The organism is Streptomyces sp. NBC_00385, from assembly GCF_035917155.1.
GTDB lineage: Bacteria > Actinomycetota > Actinomycetes > Streptomycetales > Streptomycetaceae > Streptomyces > Streptomyces poriferorum.
Genome location: NZ_CP107951.1, coordinates 5,482,848 through 5,499,473, shown reverse-complemented (window position 1 = coordinate 5,499,473; position 16,626 = coordinate 5,482,848). Strand labels below are relative to the sequence as shown.

Annotated in this window: 15 protein-coding genes; 8 read left to right on the top strand and 7 right to left on the bottom strand. The window is 71.6% G+C overall.

Annotation, left to right across the window (positions count from 1 at the left end; translation table 11 throughout):
- Positions 1–38 precede the first annotated feature (38 nt).
- A complete protein-coding gene (locus OG959_RS24530; protein WP_326661744.1) occupies positions 39–380 on the top strand; it encodes a hypothetical protein in 342 nt (113 codons plus the stop codon).
- A 42-nt stretch (positions 381–422) separates the two neighbouring features.
- On the opposite strand, the gene OG959_RS24525 is transcribed toward OG959_RS24530, so the two are convergent.
- Both OG959_RS24525 and OG959_RS24520 read right to left on the bottom strand, forming a co-directional pair.
- Entirely contained in the window at positions 423–1,091 is a 669-nt protein-coding gene (locus OG959_RS24525; protein WP_326661742.1) for an RDD family protein, read from the bottom strand.
- Positions 1,092–1,230: 139 nt separating this feature from the next.
- Positions 1,231–2,766, bottom strand: a complete 1,536-nt coding sequence (locus tag OG959_RS24520; protein WP_326661739.1) for an RDD family protein — start codon at positions 2,764–2,766, stop codon at positions 1,231–1,233.
- A gap of 245 nt (positions 2,767–3,011) precedes the next feature.
- Here OG959_RS24520 and OG959_RS24515 point away from each other — a divergent pair, with 245 nt between their 5' ends.
- Positions 3,012–3,488 carry an SsgA family sporulation/cell division regulator gene (locus OG959_RS24515; RefSeq protein ID WP_326661738.1) on the top strand — a complete coding sequence of 159 codons (477 nt, stop codon included), beginning with the start codon at positions 3,012–3,014 and terminating at the stop codon, positions 3,486–3,488.
- A gap of 25 nt (positions 3,489–3,513) precedes the next feature.
- Here OG959_RS24515 and OG959_RS24510 read toward each other — a convergent pair whose 3' ends face one another.
- A complete protein-coding gene (locus tag OG959_RS24510; protein WP_326661736.1) occupies positions 3,514–4,881 on the bottom strand; it encodes an FAD-binding oxidoreductase in 1,368 nt (455 codons plus the stop codon).
- A 97-nt stretch (positions 4,882–4,978) separates the two neighbouring features.
- On the opposite strand from OG959_RS24510, the gene OG959_RS24505 reads away from it, so the two are divergent.
- A complete protein-coding gene (locus tag OG959_RS24505) occupies positions 4,979–6,718 on the top strand; it encodes a tetratricopeptide repeat protein (protein WP_326661734.1) in 1,740 nt (579 codons plus the stop codon).
- Between the two features lie 73 nt (positions 6,719–6,791).
- Here OG959_RS24505 and hppD read toward each other — a convergent pair whose 3' ends face one another.
- Positions 6,792–7,937 (bottom strand): 4-hydroxyphenylpyruvate dioxygenase, encoded by a 1,146-nt coding sequence (gene hppD, locus OG959_RS24500; RefSeq protein WP_326661732.1) that lies wholly within the window; start codon positions 7,935–7,937, stop codon positions 6,792–6,794.
- Between the two features lie 133 nt (positions 7,938–8,070).
- Here hppD and OG959_RS24495 point away from each other — a divergent pair, with 133 nt between their 5' ends.
- The 5 genes from OG959_RS24495 to OG959_RS24475 are packed head-to-tail and all read left to right on the top strand — an operon-like array spanning position 8,071 to position 12,320.
- The gene (locus tag OG959_RS24495; RefSeq protein ID WP_026241547.1) at positions 8,071–8,544 is read left to right on the top strand and encodes an Lrp/AsnC family transcriptional regulator; all 474 of its coding nucleotides are present in this window, start codon (positions 8,071–8,073) and stop codon (positions 8,542–8,544) included.
- A gap of 15 nt (positions 8,545–8,559) precedes the next feature.
- The gene (locus tag OG959_RS24490) at positions 8,560–9,207 is read left to right on the top strand and encodes an ABC transporter permease (RefSeq protein ID WP_326661727.1); all 648 of its coding nucleotides are present in this window, start codon (positions 8,560–8,562) and stop codon (positions 9,205–9,207) included.
- Complete coding sequence (locus tag OG959_RS24485) at positions 9,200–10,462, top strand: ABC transporter ATP-binding protein (RefSeq protein ID WP_326661725.1); 1,263 nt, start codon at positions 9,200–9,202, stop codon at positions 10,460–10,462. Before OG959_RS24490 ends, OG959_RS24485 begins: the two co-directional genes overlap by 8 nt.
- Complete coding sequence (locus OG959_RS24480; protein ID WP_326661723.1) at positions 10,459–11,343, top strand: ABC transporter permease; 885 nt, start codon at positions 10,459–10,461, stop codon at positions 11,341–11,343. The genes OG959_RS24485 and OG959_RS24480 overlap by 4 nt, the downstream gene beginning before the upstream one ends.
- Positions 11,340–12,320 (top strand): glycine betaine ABC transporter substrate-binding protein, encoded by a 981-nt coding sequence (locus OG959_RS24475; protein ID WP_326661721.1) that lies wholly within the window; start codon positions 11,340–11,342, stop codon positions 12,318–12,320. The genes OG959_RS24480 and OG959_RS24475 overlap by 4 nt, the downstream gene beginning before the upstream one ends.
- A gap of 45 nt (positions 12,321–12,365) precedes the next feature.
- Here OG959_RS24475 and OG959_RS24470 read toward each other — a convergent pair whose 3' ends face one another.
- The 3 genes from OG959_RS24470 to OG959_RS24460 all read right to left on the bottom strand — a co-directional run bounded on the left by OG959_RS24470 (position 12,366) and on the right by OG959_RS24460 (position 16,591).
- Complete coding sequence (locus OG959_RS24470) at positions 12,366–13,154, bottom strand: YlbL family protein (RefSeq protein ID WP_326661720.1); 789 nt, start codon at positions 13,152–13,154, stop codon at positions 12,366–12,368.
- A 446-nt stretch (positions 13,155–13,600) separates the two neighbouring features.
- Positions 13,601–14,242, bottom strand: a complete 642-nt coding sequence (locus OG959_RS24465) for an IclR family transcriptional regulator (RefSeq protein WP_219571262.1) — start codon at positions 14,240–14,242, stop codon at positions 13,601–13,603.
- A gap of 336 nt (positions 14,243–14,578) precedes the next feature.
- Positions 14,579–16,591, bottom strand: coding sequence for a hypothetical protein (locus tag OG959_RS24460; RefSeq protein WP_326661717.1), 2,013 nt, complete (start codon positions 16,589–16,591; stop codon positions 14,579–14,581).
- Between the last annotated feature and the right edge of the window lie 35 nt (positions 16,592–16,626).

Below are 16,626 nucleotides of genomic sequence, written 5' to 3'. Positions count from 1 at the left end.
GAGACTGCCCATCCGACGTCCCGAGGACGGATACCGCCATGCCGCGTCCCACTGCTGCACAGCTCTCCTACGGTTCGGTGACCGTCGTCTTCTCCACCCTCGCCATGCTGCTGCTGTCCCGGACCGAATCGGGCATCGGCATCGCCGTCATCGGCACGGCCGCGCTCGCGCTCGGTCTGCTGGTGGCCGTCACCGTTCCGCTTCCGGCGCGCAGGAACACAGCGAAAGCGGCGAGGACGGGTGCCACGGTGTCCGTACACCGTGGCACCGTCCCCGCCGCTGCCGAACCCGAGGGCCGCACCCCCGACCCCGTACAGAGCAGGATCCCGGCCGCACGCGCCGCATCGGAGCGGGTGGGCGAGCACTCGCTGAGGCGCTGACCGTCACCGCCGGGAGGGTGCCGACGCCCTCCCGGCCGTCCGTCAGTTGGTGACCACCACCACGGTCTTGGCCGCCTTGTCCTGGAGCCCCTGCTTGTACGGCTTGTCCGTGAACATCAGCACGATGTTGATCAGCCACCACAGGCACGGGCAGCACAGCAGCGCCGGCAGCCACAGCACCACGGCCCGCAGGAACGCGCTGCCGGTGTCCGGCACCCTGCCGTCGTTGAGCATCGCGACCCGCAGCTTCAGCAGCCGCTTGCCCAGGGTGCGGCCGTCCTTGTGCGTGAAGTACGTGTCGTACGCGACGTAGACCACCAGGGCGATCAGCGACCAGAGCAGCTGATGGCCGCTGTAGGTCTGGGCGAAGACATCGCTGACGTCGTCGTCGTTGCCGTTGTCCGACATCTCGACCGCGCCGCCCCAGGGCAGCGAGATCAGGTAGAGCGGGATCGAGATGATCAGGAAGTCGATCAGCCGGGCAAGGATGCGCTTGCCGGGTTCGGCGAGGGGCGGCATGCCCGCCAGCGGATCCGCTCCGCCGTACTGACCGCCGCCGTAAGGACCCGGACCGTGTGGGGGCGGGGGCGGGGGCGGCGGCGCGCTGCCGTAGGGCGAGCCCGAGGACGGCGGCGGCTGGGACCCGGGCGGCTTCTTGGAGAACGGGTCGTCCTCGGGCGGCTGACCGGACGTCGGCTGATCGTTGCTCATGCGGGCAGTGCACCCCGCCCCACGGGCGCCCGCAACGGCTCAGGTGCGTTCGGGGGAACGCAATCCGTCCGACGGCCCCTCACCCGAAGGGCCGTCAGCCGTGCGGGTCGCTCCCGCCCCGGGGACGCGGGCCCGCTTCTCAGCCCGCGACGAAGGTGCGGGCCGCCTTGTCGTGCCAGCACTGGCGCCACGGCCGGTCGATCAGGCACCAGAGCACGTTGGCCACGCCGATCACCAGGAGACCCAGCACCCCGTAGACCAGCCAGCGGCGCAGGGCGGCGCCGAAGCCGGGGGCGTCGTGGGACTCGATGTCGCGCACGTCGAGACCGCAGAGCTTCTTGCCGAGCGTACGGCCCCACTTCGCGGTCGGCAGCGCCTCCAGGAGGATGCCCAGCACCAGGAAGGCGCCGAGGACCGCGCCGGCCAGGGAGGCCGTGGTGGAGTCCACCAGCCAGACGGTGACCGTCTCGCCCGACAGCCTGGCCGCGTCGATCTTCTCGTTGACGTGGTCCGCGGCCCGGGACACGAGCGGTACGGCGACGGCGCCGACGAGGGCGCCGAGGACCACCGTGTCGATGAGCCGGGCGGCGAACCGCTTGCCGAGCGCCGCCGGGCGGGCCGCCGTCCGGGCCGCGGCGAGCTGCTGGAAGTGGTCGTCAACCGGGGGCTTCCACGGCACGACGGGCTGGTCGGGCTGCGGTGCCTGCGGGGACTGCTGCGGGAACGCGGCCCGTTGCTGCGGTGCGGGCGCCTGCGGCTGCGGCCGGGGGGCGGGTTCGGGCCGGGCCAGTTGGTGGACCTGCTGCGCCCAGGAGGCGGAGCCTCCCCCGGGGCCGGGCGTGAGTGGGCTGTTGAGCTCCGCGGGGGCCGGGGCGGGCTCGGCGGGCCGCGGGGCGGGCGCGGGGGGCTGTACGGCGGGTGTGGAGGGCTGGACGGCGGACTGCGGGGCGGAGGGTGCGGTGCCGGGGGTGACCGCACGGATCGTCATCGTGCCGTCGGCGGGCGGCTGCTGTGCGTCGCGCGGGGCGGGCGGCCTGCCGCCGGATCCCAGGGCGCGCATCGTGACGGTGCCGTCGGAGGGCGCTTCCGGCGTGTCGCCGCTCGTGGCGCCGGGCCGGCCCGGGCGGCCGATCCGGATGGCGACGGTGTGCTCGGGGGTCCGGCCGCCGCCGTCCCGCATGCCCGGCAGCGCGCCGCCGGTGGGGTCCGCGGGTGCGGGGCTGCGGGGGTCGGCGGGGGCCCGGTCCGCCGGAGCGGTCTCCGGGGAACCGGCCGCGGGCGTCCGCGGACCGGCTTCGGCCCTGCCGCCCTGCGGCTCGGGCTGTCCGCCCCAGGAGACCCGCCGGTCGCGCTCGCCGCCGAAGCCGGTCTGCCGGGAGGCGTCGGCCTGCCAGGCGGTGGCGGGTTCGGGGCGGTTCCCCTCGTACGACTCCTCGTCGAAGAAGACCGGGCCGGTCTCGTCCACCGCGGCGGGTCCGGGGGCGGGGGTGTGCGGTGCGCCCTCCTCCCCGGCGGGTGCGGCGGGCATGGGTTCGCCCTGCTGGGGGGCGGGCCGGCTGGTGCCGGGCACCCAGGAAGCGCCGTTCCAGTACCGGACGTATCCGGGAATGGACGGGTCGGGGTAGTACCCCTCGCGGGGTCGGTCGTCACCGGGTGCCGGGGTTGGGGCGCTCATCACCGTGGTCCCGTATCTCTTCGAGGCCTGGGACCGGCCGGCGATGGGGGAACGACCGGTCCTCATACAAGGGTCCACATCTATCAGACAGCCGCCTGTCACCGGGCCGGTCCCGGTGTTTGGACCACTTTCCGGTCTCTCCGAAATATTTTTCCCGAAGTCGCGTAATGAATGGCGGGGAGGGCGCTCTCTCCCTGTGCGGGCGGTCGTGCGACCGGCCCACAGGCATCGAAAGGACGCACCTCATGAACACCACCGTGGAACGAGAGCTGGAGCTCAAGCTCGTCCTGTCGCCCGAGCGCAGCATCCCCGTGCCCGCCCGGCTGACGTATCTCACCGAGGACCCCTACGCCGTGCACATCACCTTCCACGTCGGCTCCGACGCCCCCGTGCACTGGACGTTCGCCCGCGATCTGCTGGTCGAGGGGGTGTTCCGGCCGTGCGGGCACGGGGACGTGCGGATCTGGCCCACCAAGGTCGACGGGCGCAGCGTCATCTGTGTGGCGCTGACCTCGCCGGACGGCAACGCGCTGCTGGAGGTGCCGTCGGCCGCGGTGGCCACCTGGGTGGAGCGGACGCTGCACGCCGTCGCGCCGGGTACGGAGTCCGAGCGGCTCGGCATCGACGAGGCGCTGGCCGAGCTGCTCGCGCCGCTGCCGGCCGACGACCTGTGGATGAGTGACCCGTGGCCGTCGGACGAGTCGCAGGACGGGGAGAGTTGAGAGGGCGGTGGTCTGCCCGGGGGCGTCAGAAGACCTTGCCCGGGTTGAGGAGGCCCAGCGGGTCGAAAGCCTGCTTGATGCCCCGGTGCAGTTCCACGCTCACCTCGCCGAGTTCCCGGGCGAGCCACTCCTTCTTGAGTACGCCCACGCCGTGTTCGCCGGTGATCGTGCCGCCGAGGGCGAGGCCGAGCGCCATGATCTCGTCGAAGGACTCGCGGGCCCGCCGGGACTCGTCGGCGTCGGTGTGGTCGAAGCAGACGACGGGGTGGGTGTTGCCGTCGCCCGCGTGCGCGCAGACGCCGATGGTGAGGTCGTACTTCTCGGCGACGGCCGCGGTGCCTTCGAGCATGGCGCCGAGCTGGGAGCGCGGTACGCACACGTCGTCGATCATGGTCGCCGACTTGACGGTCTCCAGCGCGGTGAGCGACATGCGCCGGGCCTGGAGCAGCATTTCGGACTCGGCGGCGTCCTCGGCCGGGACGACTTCGGTGGCTCCGGCGGCGGTGCACAGCGCGGCGACGGCGGCGAGGTCGGCGGAGGGGTCCGGGGTGTCGAAGGCGGCGAGCAGGAGGGCCTCGGTGGAGTCGGGGAGGCCCATGTTCGCCATCTTGTTGACCGCCCGGACTGTTGTACGGTCCATCAGTTCGAGGAGTGACGGTGTGTGACCGCGTTCCATGATGCGGCAGATGGCGTCGCAGGCGCTCGCCGCACTGGGGAACTCGGCGGCCAGGACGAGCTGCTGGGGCGGTTGCGGTTTGAGCGCGAGCACGGCCTTGACAACGATGCCGAGGCTGCCTTCGGAGCCGACGAAGAGCCGGGTGAGGTCGTATCCGGCGACGCCCTTGGCGGTGCGTCGGCCGGTGGTGAGCAGGCGTCCGTCGGCGAGGACGACGTCGAGGCCCAGGACGTATTCGGCGGTGACCCCGTACTTCACGCAGCACAGGCCGCCGGAGGCGGTGCCGATGTTGCCGCCGATGGTGCACATCTCCCAGCTGGAGGGGTCCGGCGGGTAGTACAGCCCGTGCTCGTTGACCGCGCGGGACAGGACGGCGTTGATGACGCCCGGCTCCACCACCGCGATGCGGTCGACGGGGCTGATCTCCAGGATCCGGTCCATCTTCACCAGGGAGAGCACGATGCAGCCGTCCGAGGCGTTGGCCGCGCCGGACAGGCCCGTGCGGGCCCCCTGGGGGACGACCGGGACGCGCAGCGCGGTGGCGGTGCGCATGATGTGCTGGACCTGCTCGACGGTACGGGGGAGCGTGACGACGGCCGGTGTGCCCGCCTCGCAGAAGCTCGCCATGTCGTTGGCGTAGGAGGCGGTGATGTCCGGGTCGGTGATCAGGGCCTCGGCCGGAAGGCCCGCGCGCAGTAGTTCGAGAAGATCGTCCATGATCCAAGACTGACACCCGGGCCCATTGGTGTGAACCCGTCGGCGGCAGCGTTCGCAAGGCATGGTGTGATCTTCGTACTGACGCAGAGTGATCGGCATGGACGACACGTCACGGCAGACCCCGACGGCCCCCGGGCCGGACCATGACCTTGGGACTCCCCCCATCGCGCCCTACGCGTCCCCGCCGGACCCCGCGTCCCTGGCCGAGCCGCCGCCCGCCTCGTTGCGCACGACGCTGCGCAGGGCCGCGTTCGGTGCGGTGGCGGGGGCGGTACTGGTGACGGGTGCGGTGGTAGCGGTGCCCGATGACGACCAGGACGCGGCGCCGCCGCTGCCGGGCCCGGTCTCGCGGGCGATGAGCGCGACGGCCGCGGGCTCCCCGGCCTCGCTCTCCGATCTGACGGCGCTCATCGTGGACCGGCAGAAGTGGGTCGGCACGCATCCCTCGGACGCGCGGTCGTGGTCGGTGCTCGGGTCGGCGTACGTGGACCGGGGGCGGCGGGCCTCGGACGCGGCGTACTACACCCGGGCCGAGCAGGCGCTGAAACGGTCGCTGAACGTGCAGCCGGGTGAGCGCGGCAACGAGGCTGCCTGGGTCGGTCTCGCCTCGCTCGCCAACGCCCGGCACGACTACGTGACGGCGAAGAAGTGGGGCGAGACCGTACGGGCACGGCAGCCCAAGCAGTGGGCCGTGTACCCGGAGCTGATCGACGCGTACAACGGCCTCGGCGACTACACGTCGGCGACGAAGGCGGTGGAGAAGTACGCGGCGCTGCGGTCCGGTGTCCCGTCGCTGGGTCTGACGGCGGAGATGTACCGGGACCGGGGCTGGCGCGAGGACGCGCTGGCCACCGCGCAGGACGCCGCGAACCGGGCGAGGACACCGGCGGAGAAGGCGGCCTGTCTGGCCCGGCTGGGCGAGCTGGCGTGGGAACGGGGTGAGCCGGAGGAGGCGGTGGCCCAGTACGGGGCCGCGCTGCGCACCGATCCCGCCCATCACGCGTCCCTCGCCGGCCGGGCCCGTGCGCTGGCGGCCCTGGGCCGCACGGACGAGGCGCAGCGCGACTACCAGGCCGCGCTGAAGAAGTCGCCGCGGCCGGCCTATCTGCTGGAGCTGGGCGAGCTGTACGAGTCGCTCGGCCTGGACGGCGACTCGGCCGACCAGTACACGAAGCTGCGCGCGGCCCTGGCCCGCGGCACGGCGCGGGGCGTGGACGAGTCGCTGCTCCTGGGCCGCTTCGAGGCCGCCCACGGGGACGCGGCCGCGGCGGTGGAGCTGCTGCGGGCGGAGTGGGACCGCGGCCACCACAGCGCGGCGGTAGCCGATGCGCTGGGCTGGGCGCTGCACCGCTCGGGCGATCCGGACGCGGCGCTGGAGTACGCGGAGCAGGCGGTCGACTCGGGCGGTCAGAACGCGTCGTACGCGTACCACCTGGGCATGGTCCAGCGGGCGTTGCGGGACTTCGGTCCGGCCCGCCGCCATCTGGAGGAGGCGCTGCGCACCAACCCGCAGTTCTCGCCGCTGGACGCGCCCCGGGCGCAGGAGGCGCTGGACACGCTGGGGCTGCCTCCGGCGGGCGGTCCGCAGGACATGCAGCCGGCCGCGCCGCCGGCGCCCGAGCCGGCGCCCGAGCCGTCACCGGCCACGGATCCGGAGCCCGCTCCGGCGGCGCCCGAGGCACCGGCCGGGGAGGCCGCGCAGGGTCCGGATGAGGCTCCGGCTCCGGCGGCCGGCCCGCCCGGGAAGAAGGCCGCGCCGAGCACGCCCAAGGCCGGGGGCGGCGGTGCGCGCACCCCGGCGAAGCCGTCGGCCCCGCAGTCGCCTGCGGCCCGCTGACGCCCCGTACCGGCAGAGCGGGACGGGGGCGGGCCGGTGATCCGGCCCGCCCCCGTCCCGTGTCCCCCGTGGCTCAGAGGTTGCCGCGCTTCTCCTGCTCGCGCTCGATCGCCTCGAACAGGGCCTTGAAGTTGCCCTTGCCGAAGCCCATCGAGCCGTGGCGCTCGATCATCTCGAAGAAGACGGTCGGCCGGTCCTGGACCGGCTTGGTGAAGATCTGCAGCAGATAGCCGTCCTCGTCGCGGTCGACGAGGATCTTCAGCTCGCGCAGGGTCTCCACGGGCACCCGGGTCTCGCCCGCCCACTCGCCGAGGGTGTCGTAGTACGAGTCCGGGGTGTCGAGGAACTGGACGCCGGCCGCGCGCATCGCCTTCACGGAGGCGACGATGTCGTTCGTGGCGAGCGCGATGTGCTGGACGCCGGCGCCGCCGTAGAACTCCAGGTACTCGTCGATCTGGGACTTCTTCTTGGCGACGGCCGGCTCGTTGATCGGGAACTTGACCTTGAGCGTGCCGTCGGCGACGACCTTGGACATGAGCGCGGAGTACTCGGTGGCGATGTCGTCGCCCACGAACTCCTTCATGTTGGTGAAGCCCATAACCTGGTTGTAGAAGCCGACCCACTCGTTCATCCGGCCGAGCTCGACGTTTCCGACGCAGTGGTCGACGGCCTGGAAGAAGCGCTTGGCCGGGGGCTCGACGATCGGGTCGGCGGCGGCGAAGCCCGGGAGGTAGGGGCCTTCGTAGCCGGTGCGCTCGACGAGGGTGTGGCGGGTCTTGCCGTACGTGGCGATGGCGGCCAGGACGACCGTGCCGTGCTCGTCCTTCACCTCGTGCGGCTCGGTGAGGCCGAGGGCGCCGTGCTCGACCGCGTAGGCGTACGCGGCGCGGGCGTCGGGGACCTCGATGGCCAGGTCGACGACGCCGTCGCCGTGCTCGGCCACGTGGTCGGCGAGGAAGCGGCCGTGGTCCGTGGACGCCTTGATGACGGAGGTGAAGACGAAGCGGGCGGAGCCGTTGGTCAGGACGTAACTGGCGGTCTCGCGGCTGCCGTTCTCCGGTCCGGAGTAGGCGACCAGCTTCATGCCGAAAGCCGTCGAGTAGTAGTGCGCGGCCTGCTTGGCGTTGCCGACGGCGAAGACGACCGCGTCCATTCCCTTGACCGGGAAGGGATCGGCCTGCCGGGCAGTGTCCGGGGTGCTGTGCATCGTCTCAGTCATGTCCGAAGGTTCTCGCCGCTTCGCAAGGTGCGCAACAGTTCGTGAATTCGCTGGGCAATCTGTCCACCACCTGGCCATGATGGGCGGGCGATCTGTACATGATGACCATCACAGGACCCCTCGGAGGCCGGCTGTGGCAATCGATCATCTGGACGGGCGGCTGATCGTGCTGCTGGCCCGCGAACCCCGGATAGGCGTCCTGGAGGCGTCGCGCCGGCTCGGCGTGGCGCGCGGCACGGTGCAGGCGCGGCTGGACCGCCTTCAGTCGAATGGCGTCATCCGCGGCTTCGGCCCGGACGTCGACCCGGCGGCGCTCGGCTATCCGGTGACGGCGTTCGCGACGCTGGAGATCAAGCAGGGCCAAGGCGCCGACGTCCGGGCTCACTTGGGCGGAGTACCGGAGGTTCTGGAGCTGCACACCACCACCGGGCACGGTGACATGTTCTGCCGGCTCGTGGCCCGTTCCAACGCCGATCTCCAGCGGGTGATCGACCGGGTTGTCGGATTTGATGGCATTGTCCGGGCCTCCACGGCCATCGTCATGGAGAACCCCGTACCCCTGCGCATCATCCCGCTCGTCGAACAGGCGGCGCAGGACACCGACTGAGCCGAGGAGTGACGTGTGAGCTTCTGGGAGTACCTCGGAAACCGGCACCAGCAGTTGCTCACCGACGCGTTCCAGCACGCCAGTGCCGTCTTCCAGTGCATGGTCATCGCCACCGTCCTCGGCGTCCTGATCGGAGTGGTCAGCTATCGCAGCGGCTGGGGCTCCTCGGTGGCGATCACCTCGACGGCGACCGTCCTGACCATTCCGTCCCTCGCCGCGATCGGTCTGCTGATCCCCCTGGTCGGACTCGGGGTGGCGCCGACGGTGATCACCCTGACGCTGTACGGGCTGCTGCCCATCGTCCGTAACTCCATCGTCGGACTGCGCGGCGTCGACCCTTCGCTCGTTGACGCGGCGAAGGGCATCGGGATGTCGCGGATCGCCCGGCTCCGCAAGGTGGAACTTCCGCTCGCCTGGCCGCCGATCCTCACCGGCATCCGGGTCTCCACCCAGATGCTGATGGGGATCGCCGCCATCGCCGCGTACGCCTCCGGGCCCGGCCTCGGCAACGAGATCTTCCGCGGAATCGCCTCGCTGGGCAGTGCCAACGCCATCAACTCGGTGCTCGCGGGCACGCTCGGCATCGTCGTCCTCGCCCTGCTCTTCGACGCCGCGTACGTGCTGCTGGGGCGGCTCACCATCCCGAGGGGGATCCGTGTCTGAGACCGTCGAGGCGACCGAGCCGGAGCCGGCCGTCAACGCCACCTCCGGCGCGACCATCCAGCTGGAGGACCTGAGCAAGATCTATCCGGGCAACCCCAGTCCGGCCGTGGACAACGTGTCGATGGACATCAAGGCGGGCGAGACCGTCATCTTCGTGGGCCCGTCCGGCTGCGGGAAGTCGACCACCCTGAAGATGATCAACCGGCTGATCGAGCCGACCTCCGGCCGGATCAGGATCGGCGACGAGGACGTCACCGACATCGATCCGGTGAAGCTGCGCCGGAAGATCGGGTACGCGATCCAGTCGTCCGGGCTCTTCCCGCACATGACGGTCGCCGAGAACATCGCCCTCGTACCGAAGATGGTGGGCTGGTCGAAGTCGAAGGTGAAGGACCGGGTCGAGGAGATGCTCGACCTGGTCGGGCTCGACCCGCGCGAGTTCCACGGCCGCTATCCACGCGCGCTCTCCGGTGGTCAGCAGCAACGCGTGGGCGTGGCAAGGGCGCTGGCCGCCGACCCGCCGGTGCTGCTGATGGACGAACCGTTCGGCGCGGTGGACCCGATCACCCGCGACCACCTCCAGGACGAGCTGATCCGGCTCCAGCACGAACTCCACAAGACGATCGTCTTCGTCACGCACGACTTCGACGAGGCGATCAAGCTGGGCGACCGGATCGCCGTGCTGCGCGAGCACTCGCACATCGCTCAGTTCGACACCCCGGAGGCCATCCTCACCAACCCGACGGACGACTTCGTCTCCGGATTCGTCGGGGCGGGCGCGGCGCTGAAGCGGCTCAACCTCACGCGCGTGCGGGATGTGGAGATCGCCGAGTTCCCGACGGTGACGGTCGACGACCCGCTCCAGTCGATCTTCAACAAGCTGCGCAGCGGCCCGCACAACGAGCTGCTGATGCTGGACCGCAGGAACCGCCCGTACAAGTGGCTGCGGCGCGGCGACCTGATGCGGGCCCGCGGTTCGCTGGCGCGCGCCGGGCAGCTGGTGCACGACACGGTGACCAGGGACGCGACGCTGCACGACGCGCTGGAGGCGGTGCTGACCGACAGCGGCGGGCGGGTCGCGGTGACGGGGCGGCGCGGTGAGTTCATCGGCGTCGTCGACATGCACACCCTGATGAACTCCGTGCACGAGCTCCTGGAGGCCGACCGGCTGACCGCCATCGAGCACCAGCACGACCTGGAGGAGCTGCGTACTCACCAGACCGTCCAGGAGCTGGAGGGCGGTGCGGGCGCATGACTCCCTCCTCCAGGTCCGGCCCCGGCTCCTCGCGGAAGGCCCCCGCGGCCGACCGCGACCGCCCGCCGGGCGAACACGACGTCAACGGTGTCGCCTTCCACGACGAGGAGGAGGAACCGTCCCCGCCACCGGCCGGACCGCCGCGCCGCCTCACCTGGCGCAAGCTGGTGGTCGTGCCGGCCGCGCTCGCGGTGGTGCTGGTCATCACGTACGTGTGGATCACGAACGTGGAGCTCGACTCGATCGCGGAGAACTCCCTGGCCGGTGACACGGTCCAGCTGCGGTGGTGGCAGCACGTCAGGCTGACGGCCATCTCGACGTTCTGGGTGCTGATCATCGCCATTCCGCTGGGCATCGCGCTGACCCGGCGCGGTCTGAGCAAGGCCGCACCGCTGGTCACCGCGCTCGCCAACATCGGGCAGGCGACCCCGGCGATCGGTCTGCTGGCACTGCTGGTGATCTGGCTGGGCATCGGCCCGTCGACCGCCATCACCGGCATGGTGATCTACGCGGTCCTGCCGGTGCTCTCCAACACGGTGGCCGGCCTGAAGGCGATCGAACCGACGCTGGTGGAGGCCTCGCGCGGCATCGGCATGTCCGCGATGGGCACGCTCAGGAAGGTCGAACTCCCTCTCGCCGTCCCGCTGATCCTGGCCGGTGTACGGACCGCGCTGGTGCTGAACGTGGGCACGGCGACCCTGGCGACGTTCGGCGGCGGCGGCGGGCTCGGTGACCTGATCACGTCCGGCATCCAGACCCAGCGCATGCCGGTGCTGGTGCTCGGCTCCGTACTGACGGTGGTGCTGGCCCTGCTGGTGGACTGGCTGGCGTCCCTGGTCGAGGTGGCGCTGACGCCGCGCGGACTCGAGGTGGAGCGATGAGGACGCGACGCGTGCGTACGGCCCTGGCGGGCGCGGCCGCCCTGGCCCTGGTGATGGCGGGCTGCGGGCTGAAGAGCGGCTCCCCGATGGTGGACGACGTGGTGCCCGGGTCGGCCGGGCTGGGGCAGCCGCTGGACGGCGCCTCGCTGACCGTCACCTCGAAGAACTTCAGCGAGAACATCATCCTGGGCCAGATGATCGGGCTGATCTTCAAGGCCGCGGGGGCGGAGGTCCTGGACCGGACGAACCTGCCGGGCTCCATCAGCGCCCGCGAGGCGATCGTGCAGGGCGACGCCGACGCGATGTACGAGTACACGGGCACCGGCTGGATCACGTACCTGGGCCACGCCAAGCCGATCACCGACCCGCTGGAGCAGTGGAAGGCGGTACGCGCCGAGGACCGGAGGAACGGGGTGACGTGGCTGCCGCAGTCCACCCTGAACAACACCTACGCACTCGCCATCAGCAAGAAGAACAACGCGAAGTACCACCTGAAGACGCTCTCCGACGTCGCCGCGCTGGCGAAGAAGAACCCCTCGGCGGTGACGATCTGCGTGGAGAACGAGTTCGCCTCCCGCAATGACGGACTGCCCGGGATGGAGAAGGCGTACGGGATGTCGATCCCGGCCGCCAACATCAAGAAGATGGACGCGGGCATCGTCTACACCCAGGTGTCGAAGTCCAACTCCTGCCTGCTGGGAGAGGTGTTCACCACGGACGGGCGCATCAAGGCGATGAACCTGGACGTGCTGACGGACAACAAGCACTTCTTCCCGAACTACAACGCGGCGCCCGTCATCCACACCGCGACCTTCGACAAGTACCCGGTGATCGCGGCCCTGTTGGACCCGCTCAGCGCCCGGCTGACGACGGAGGTCGCACAGGTGCTGAACGCCAAGGTGGACGTGGAGGGCGAGGACCCGCACGAGGTGGCGAAGGAATGGCTGATCGAGGAGGGGTTCATCAAGGCGGGGTGACGGGCCGGGATCCGGGAAGGACCGTCCCGGGGCCGGCGGCGGAGGTCAGCAGCTCGGGATCTTCCCTCCGTGATCCAGCGCCCGCAGCGAGTCCACCGCGCCCTTGAGGGTCGTGACCGGGATGAGCCGGAGCCCCTTCGGCAGTTCGGACTTCGCCTCCTTGCACTCGGCCTTCGGTACGAGGAAGACGGTCGCCCCGTCCCGTCGGGCCGCCTGCGTCTTGAGCGAGACACCGCCGACCGCGCCGACGTCGCCGTCCGCCTCGATGGTGCCCGTACCGGCGATGTTGCGGCCGCCGGTGAGATCGCCGCCGGAGCCGTCGCCGTCGAGCTTGTCGACGATGCCGAGCGCGAAGAACAGTCCGGCGCTGGGGCCGCCCACGTCGGCCAGGTGCAGGGTCACGTCGACCGAGCCGGGCTTCTTGCCGAGATAGTTCAGGGCGGCGTCGACCGCGGAGTCCTGCGACTGGACCATGTCGTCGAGGTTGTGCTTCTCGATCTCCTTCTCGGAGCCGCCCGACGGGTAGACGGAGTCGCGCGGCATGACCGCCCGGTCCGTGCGGAACCAGCTGTCGATCACGTCACCGACCCCGACATCGGCTTCGGGCCCGGTCGCCACGATCGTCGTCATCCGCAGCTGGCCCTCGGTGGGCCGGGTCGGGGTGCCCTCGATACTGATCACGGGCGTGCCGTGGTCGTCGCCGAGCACGTTCGCCGTCGTCCCCGGCTGCGCCAGCGTGAACGGCAGCGGCGCGAAGGCGGCGACGCCGAAGAGGGCGAGGACCGGGAGGGCGCACAGGGCGAGGGTGCGGGGGCGCGAGTGGCGTGTGAACACCCACCCAATCTAACGGGCCGCGCCGTGCGCCCGGCCGCGGGCACATCGGGACCGGGCTGCCGCACAGGAGCCGGTCTCCCGCACCGGGCCCGCCCGGCCAGGCCAGCCCGCCCGGCGCTTGAGGGCACCTTCCAGCCCGCCGGGCTCTTGAGGCACCTTCCAGCCCGCCCGGCCAACCCAGCCCGCCCGGCGATTGAGGGCGGAACCGTCGCGCCGGGGGCCGGGCACTCCCGGGGAGCAGGGCCCCACCCTCTGACCGGTTCCGTCCTCAAGCGCCGGACGGGCTGGGTATGCCCGCCCGCTGAGGGCGGAACCCGTACACCGAGAGCCCGGCACTCGCAGGAAGCAACGCCCCACCCCGACCGGTTCCGGCCCCCAACGCCGGACGGGCCGGGTCCGCCCGCCCGGCCCATCGAGCCAGGGAACGGGCGCACCGCAGCCCCGCGCTAGCGAAGCGCGTCCGCGACCTCGCGCGCCGCGTCCACCACCCGCGGCCCCACCCGTTCCGGAACCGCGTCCGCGAGCATCACCACGCCGACGCTGCCCTCGACCCCCGTCACCCCCATCAGCGCGGCCGCGGCCCCGCTCGCCCCCGCTTCGAGCTCTCCCTGGGTGAGCGTGAACGCCGTCTCGCCCACCGGCTTCGCCCGGGCGGCGAGGATCGCCCGGCCCGCGGCACCCCGGTCGAGCGGGTGGCGGAAGCCGGCCCGGTAGGCCACGTGGTAGTCCGTCCAGGTCGGTTCGACGACCGCGACGGCGAGCGCGTCCGTGCCGTCGACCAGTGTGAGGTGCGCGGTGGCCCCGATGTCCTCCGCCAGCGAGCGCAGCGCGGGCAGCGCGGCCTCCCGGACGAGCGGATGGACCTGGCGGCCCAGGCGCAGCACGCCCAGCCCGACGCGCGCCCGGCCGCCCAGGTCCCTGCGTATCAGCGTGTGCTGTTCCAGTGTGGCGAGCAGACGGTAGACCACGGTGCGGTTCACGCCGAGTTTGTTGGACAACTCGGTGACCGTCAGGCCGTGGTCGGTGTCGGCGAGCAGTTTGAGGACACGCAGTCCTCGGTCGAGCGTCTGGGAGGTCTCCGCGGTCACGACGCCCTCTCCTCTTTGGTGAGCGGCGGCGGCTGTTCCCACGGGTTGTGCGCCACCGGTCCCAGCGGCGACGCACGGAGAGGCCGCCGGCCTGGCCAAGGCACCGGCTGCGCTCCGCGGCGGCACTGCCACGGGGCGTTCACATTTTTGGGACAGTAGCGAGCCAGTCCGCTCAGCGGAAGACCTCGTCCAGAATCCGGGCGTTCAAGAAGACGTGCTTGTGCCGGAAACACATAAGTGCCGGTCAGCGGGGCGTCGGCCGAACGGCGCGCATCTACGCGCGTCCAGGTCGACCGACTCCCTCGCGACGCTCCGTACACCGGACGTGAACCGGCGTTAACTCACCGTGAACAATTGCTGGACAGTTTTTCCGTTCACGAGCACCTCGCAGGCCCTGATCGCCTTCGTCGCCGGGTCCCGGACGGTGAAGTTGAGCGCGAACGTGCCGTCGAGTCCGATGACCCGGGTGACGTAGGAGTCGGCGGTCTGCCTGCCGTCCGCGGTGCGTCCGGTGACGGAGACCGTGGCGACGGGCGCGAAGCCACGGCCGGTCACCTGGACCACCGTGCCGGGCGGCCCCTCGGGCGGCGAGAGCGCGAAGGAGGCGCCGCCCGGGACCGTGCCGTCCTGGACGGTGAAGGCGGCGGTTTCCGTACGCGGGTTGACGAGGACCTCGCGGACGCGGAGGGCGACGGTGTCGGCCGCGTTGACGGTGAAGGTCTGCGAGAACGCGCCGTCGAGGCCGACCACCTTGGTGCGCACGGCGTCGGAGGTCTTCGAACCGTCCGCCCGCAGCCCGGTGATGGACACGGTCGCCACCTTCGCGAAGCCCTGGCCGAGGACGGTGACCGCGGTGCCCCTGGGGCCGGACGCCGGGGTGAGGACGACGAAGGTCGGGGCGACGGTCAGCTGGGTGAGGGCCTGTTGTCCGCCTGCGGTGACCTGGAGTGCGTAGACGCCCCGGGCGGTGGATCCGGCGGCCGTGACCGTACCGGCGAGGGTGCCGTCCGCGGCGATCCGCAGGGTGGAGCCGCTGATGCCGGCGGCGTTGCAGCCGGTGCCGTCGGCGGCGCACAGGGCGGCGGCGGGGGTGACGCCGGAGGGCCAGCCGTCACCGGAGACGGCGATCGAACCGCCCGGTTTGACCTTGGCGGTGCCCGCGGAGAGTGTCGCGGTGGCCTCGGTGACGGTGAACGGCGTGGTCAGTACGGTCGCCGGGTCGTTGGCCTCGTCCACCTGAATCGAGGCGATCGCCGGGTCCGAGACGGTGAAGTCGACGGAGAACGTGCCGTCGGGCCGGCTCTTCACGTAGACGGCCGTGTCGTCGAGCGTCGCGCCGCTCGCGTCGAGGCCGACGGTGTTGATCCACCGGTCCTGGTAGTAGTCGCTGCCGGTGACGGCGATGACGCTGCCGACGGGTCCGCTGCCGCGGGACAGGGCGATCGCCCGGGGTCCGTCGGGGACGAAGGCCCGGACGGTCAGGGGCGCGGTCGCCTCCTTCGCACCGTCGCCGACCTTCACGAGATACGAGCCGTCCGGCACCGTGCCGGCCGCGGCGAGCACGGCGCCTCCGGTCAGCTGCCCGGAGGCGTTGATCGCGAGGGAGCTGCTCGCGAACTTCCCGGCGTCGCAGCCGCCGCCGTCCGTCGCGCAGAGCGAGGCCACGGGGGTGGCGCCCGCGGTCCAGCGGCTGCCCGACAGGGCGACGGAGGTGGACGGCCTGACCGCTGTGGTGGGGGCGATGAGGGTGGCCGCCTGGCCGGCGCTGCCCTCGGCCGTCACCGTGCCGATGGAGCCGCCGCCCGCGGTGATCTCACAGGTGGTCGTGTAGTTGGAGCCGAGCACCTTCGTGCGGGTGATGTTGCGCAGCGGGGTGAAGGTGATCGGGCCGCTCGCGTTGGCGGGGATGAGGAAGTCCCCTTCGTACGGCGGGATCTCGATCGGCTGCCCGGACGGGACGTCGAGGCTGACCTCGGGTCCGGTGACGGTGACCGTGCCGGTGGCGCCGCCGGACATGGCGAGGTCGACGCTCGGGGTGGTGGGCACGTCGTTGAGACCGATTCCGCTGGTGGCGGGGGACGGGCCGAGCGTCACCTTGGCGTGCACCTTGCCGCCCGGGTCGACGACGTCGGGGGTCAGTTCGATGCCGAACTGCTGCGGCCCGGTCGCCTCGCCCTGGCCGGCCGGCAGGGTGCAGTGGACGGTCGGGGTGATCGTGCCGGCGTGGGCGAGGGGTGCGAGCGCGACGGTTCCGCCGGTCCAGGCGAGTACGGCTCCGGCGCCGAGGGCGACGGCGCGGCGCCATGCCGAGCTGCCCGGTCTTCCGGTGGGTCTGCGATGCGCGAACATGCGGCTCCTCCAAAGGAAACGGAATGCGACTGATC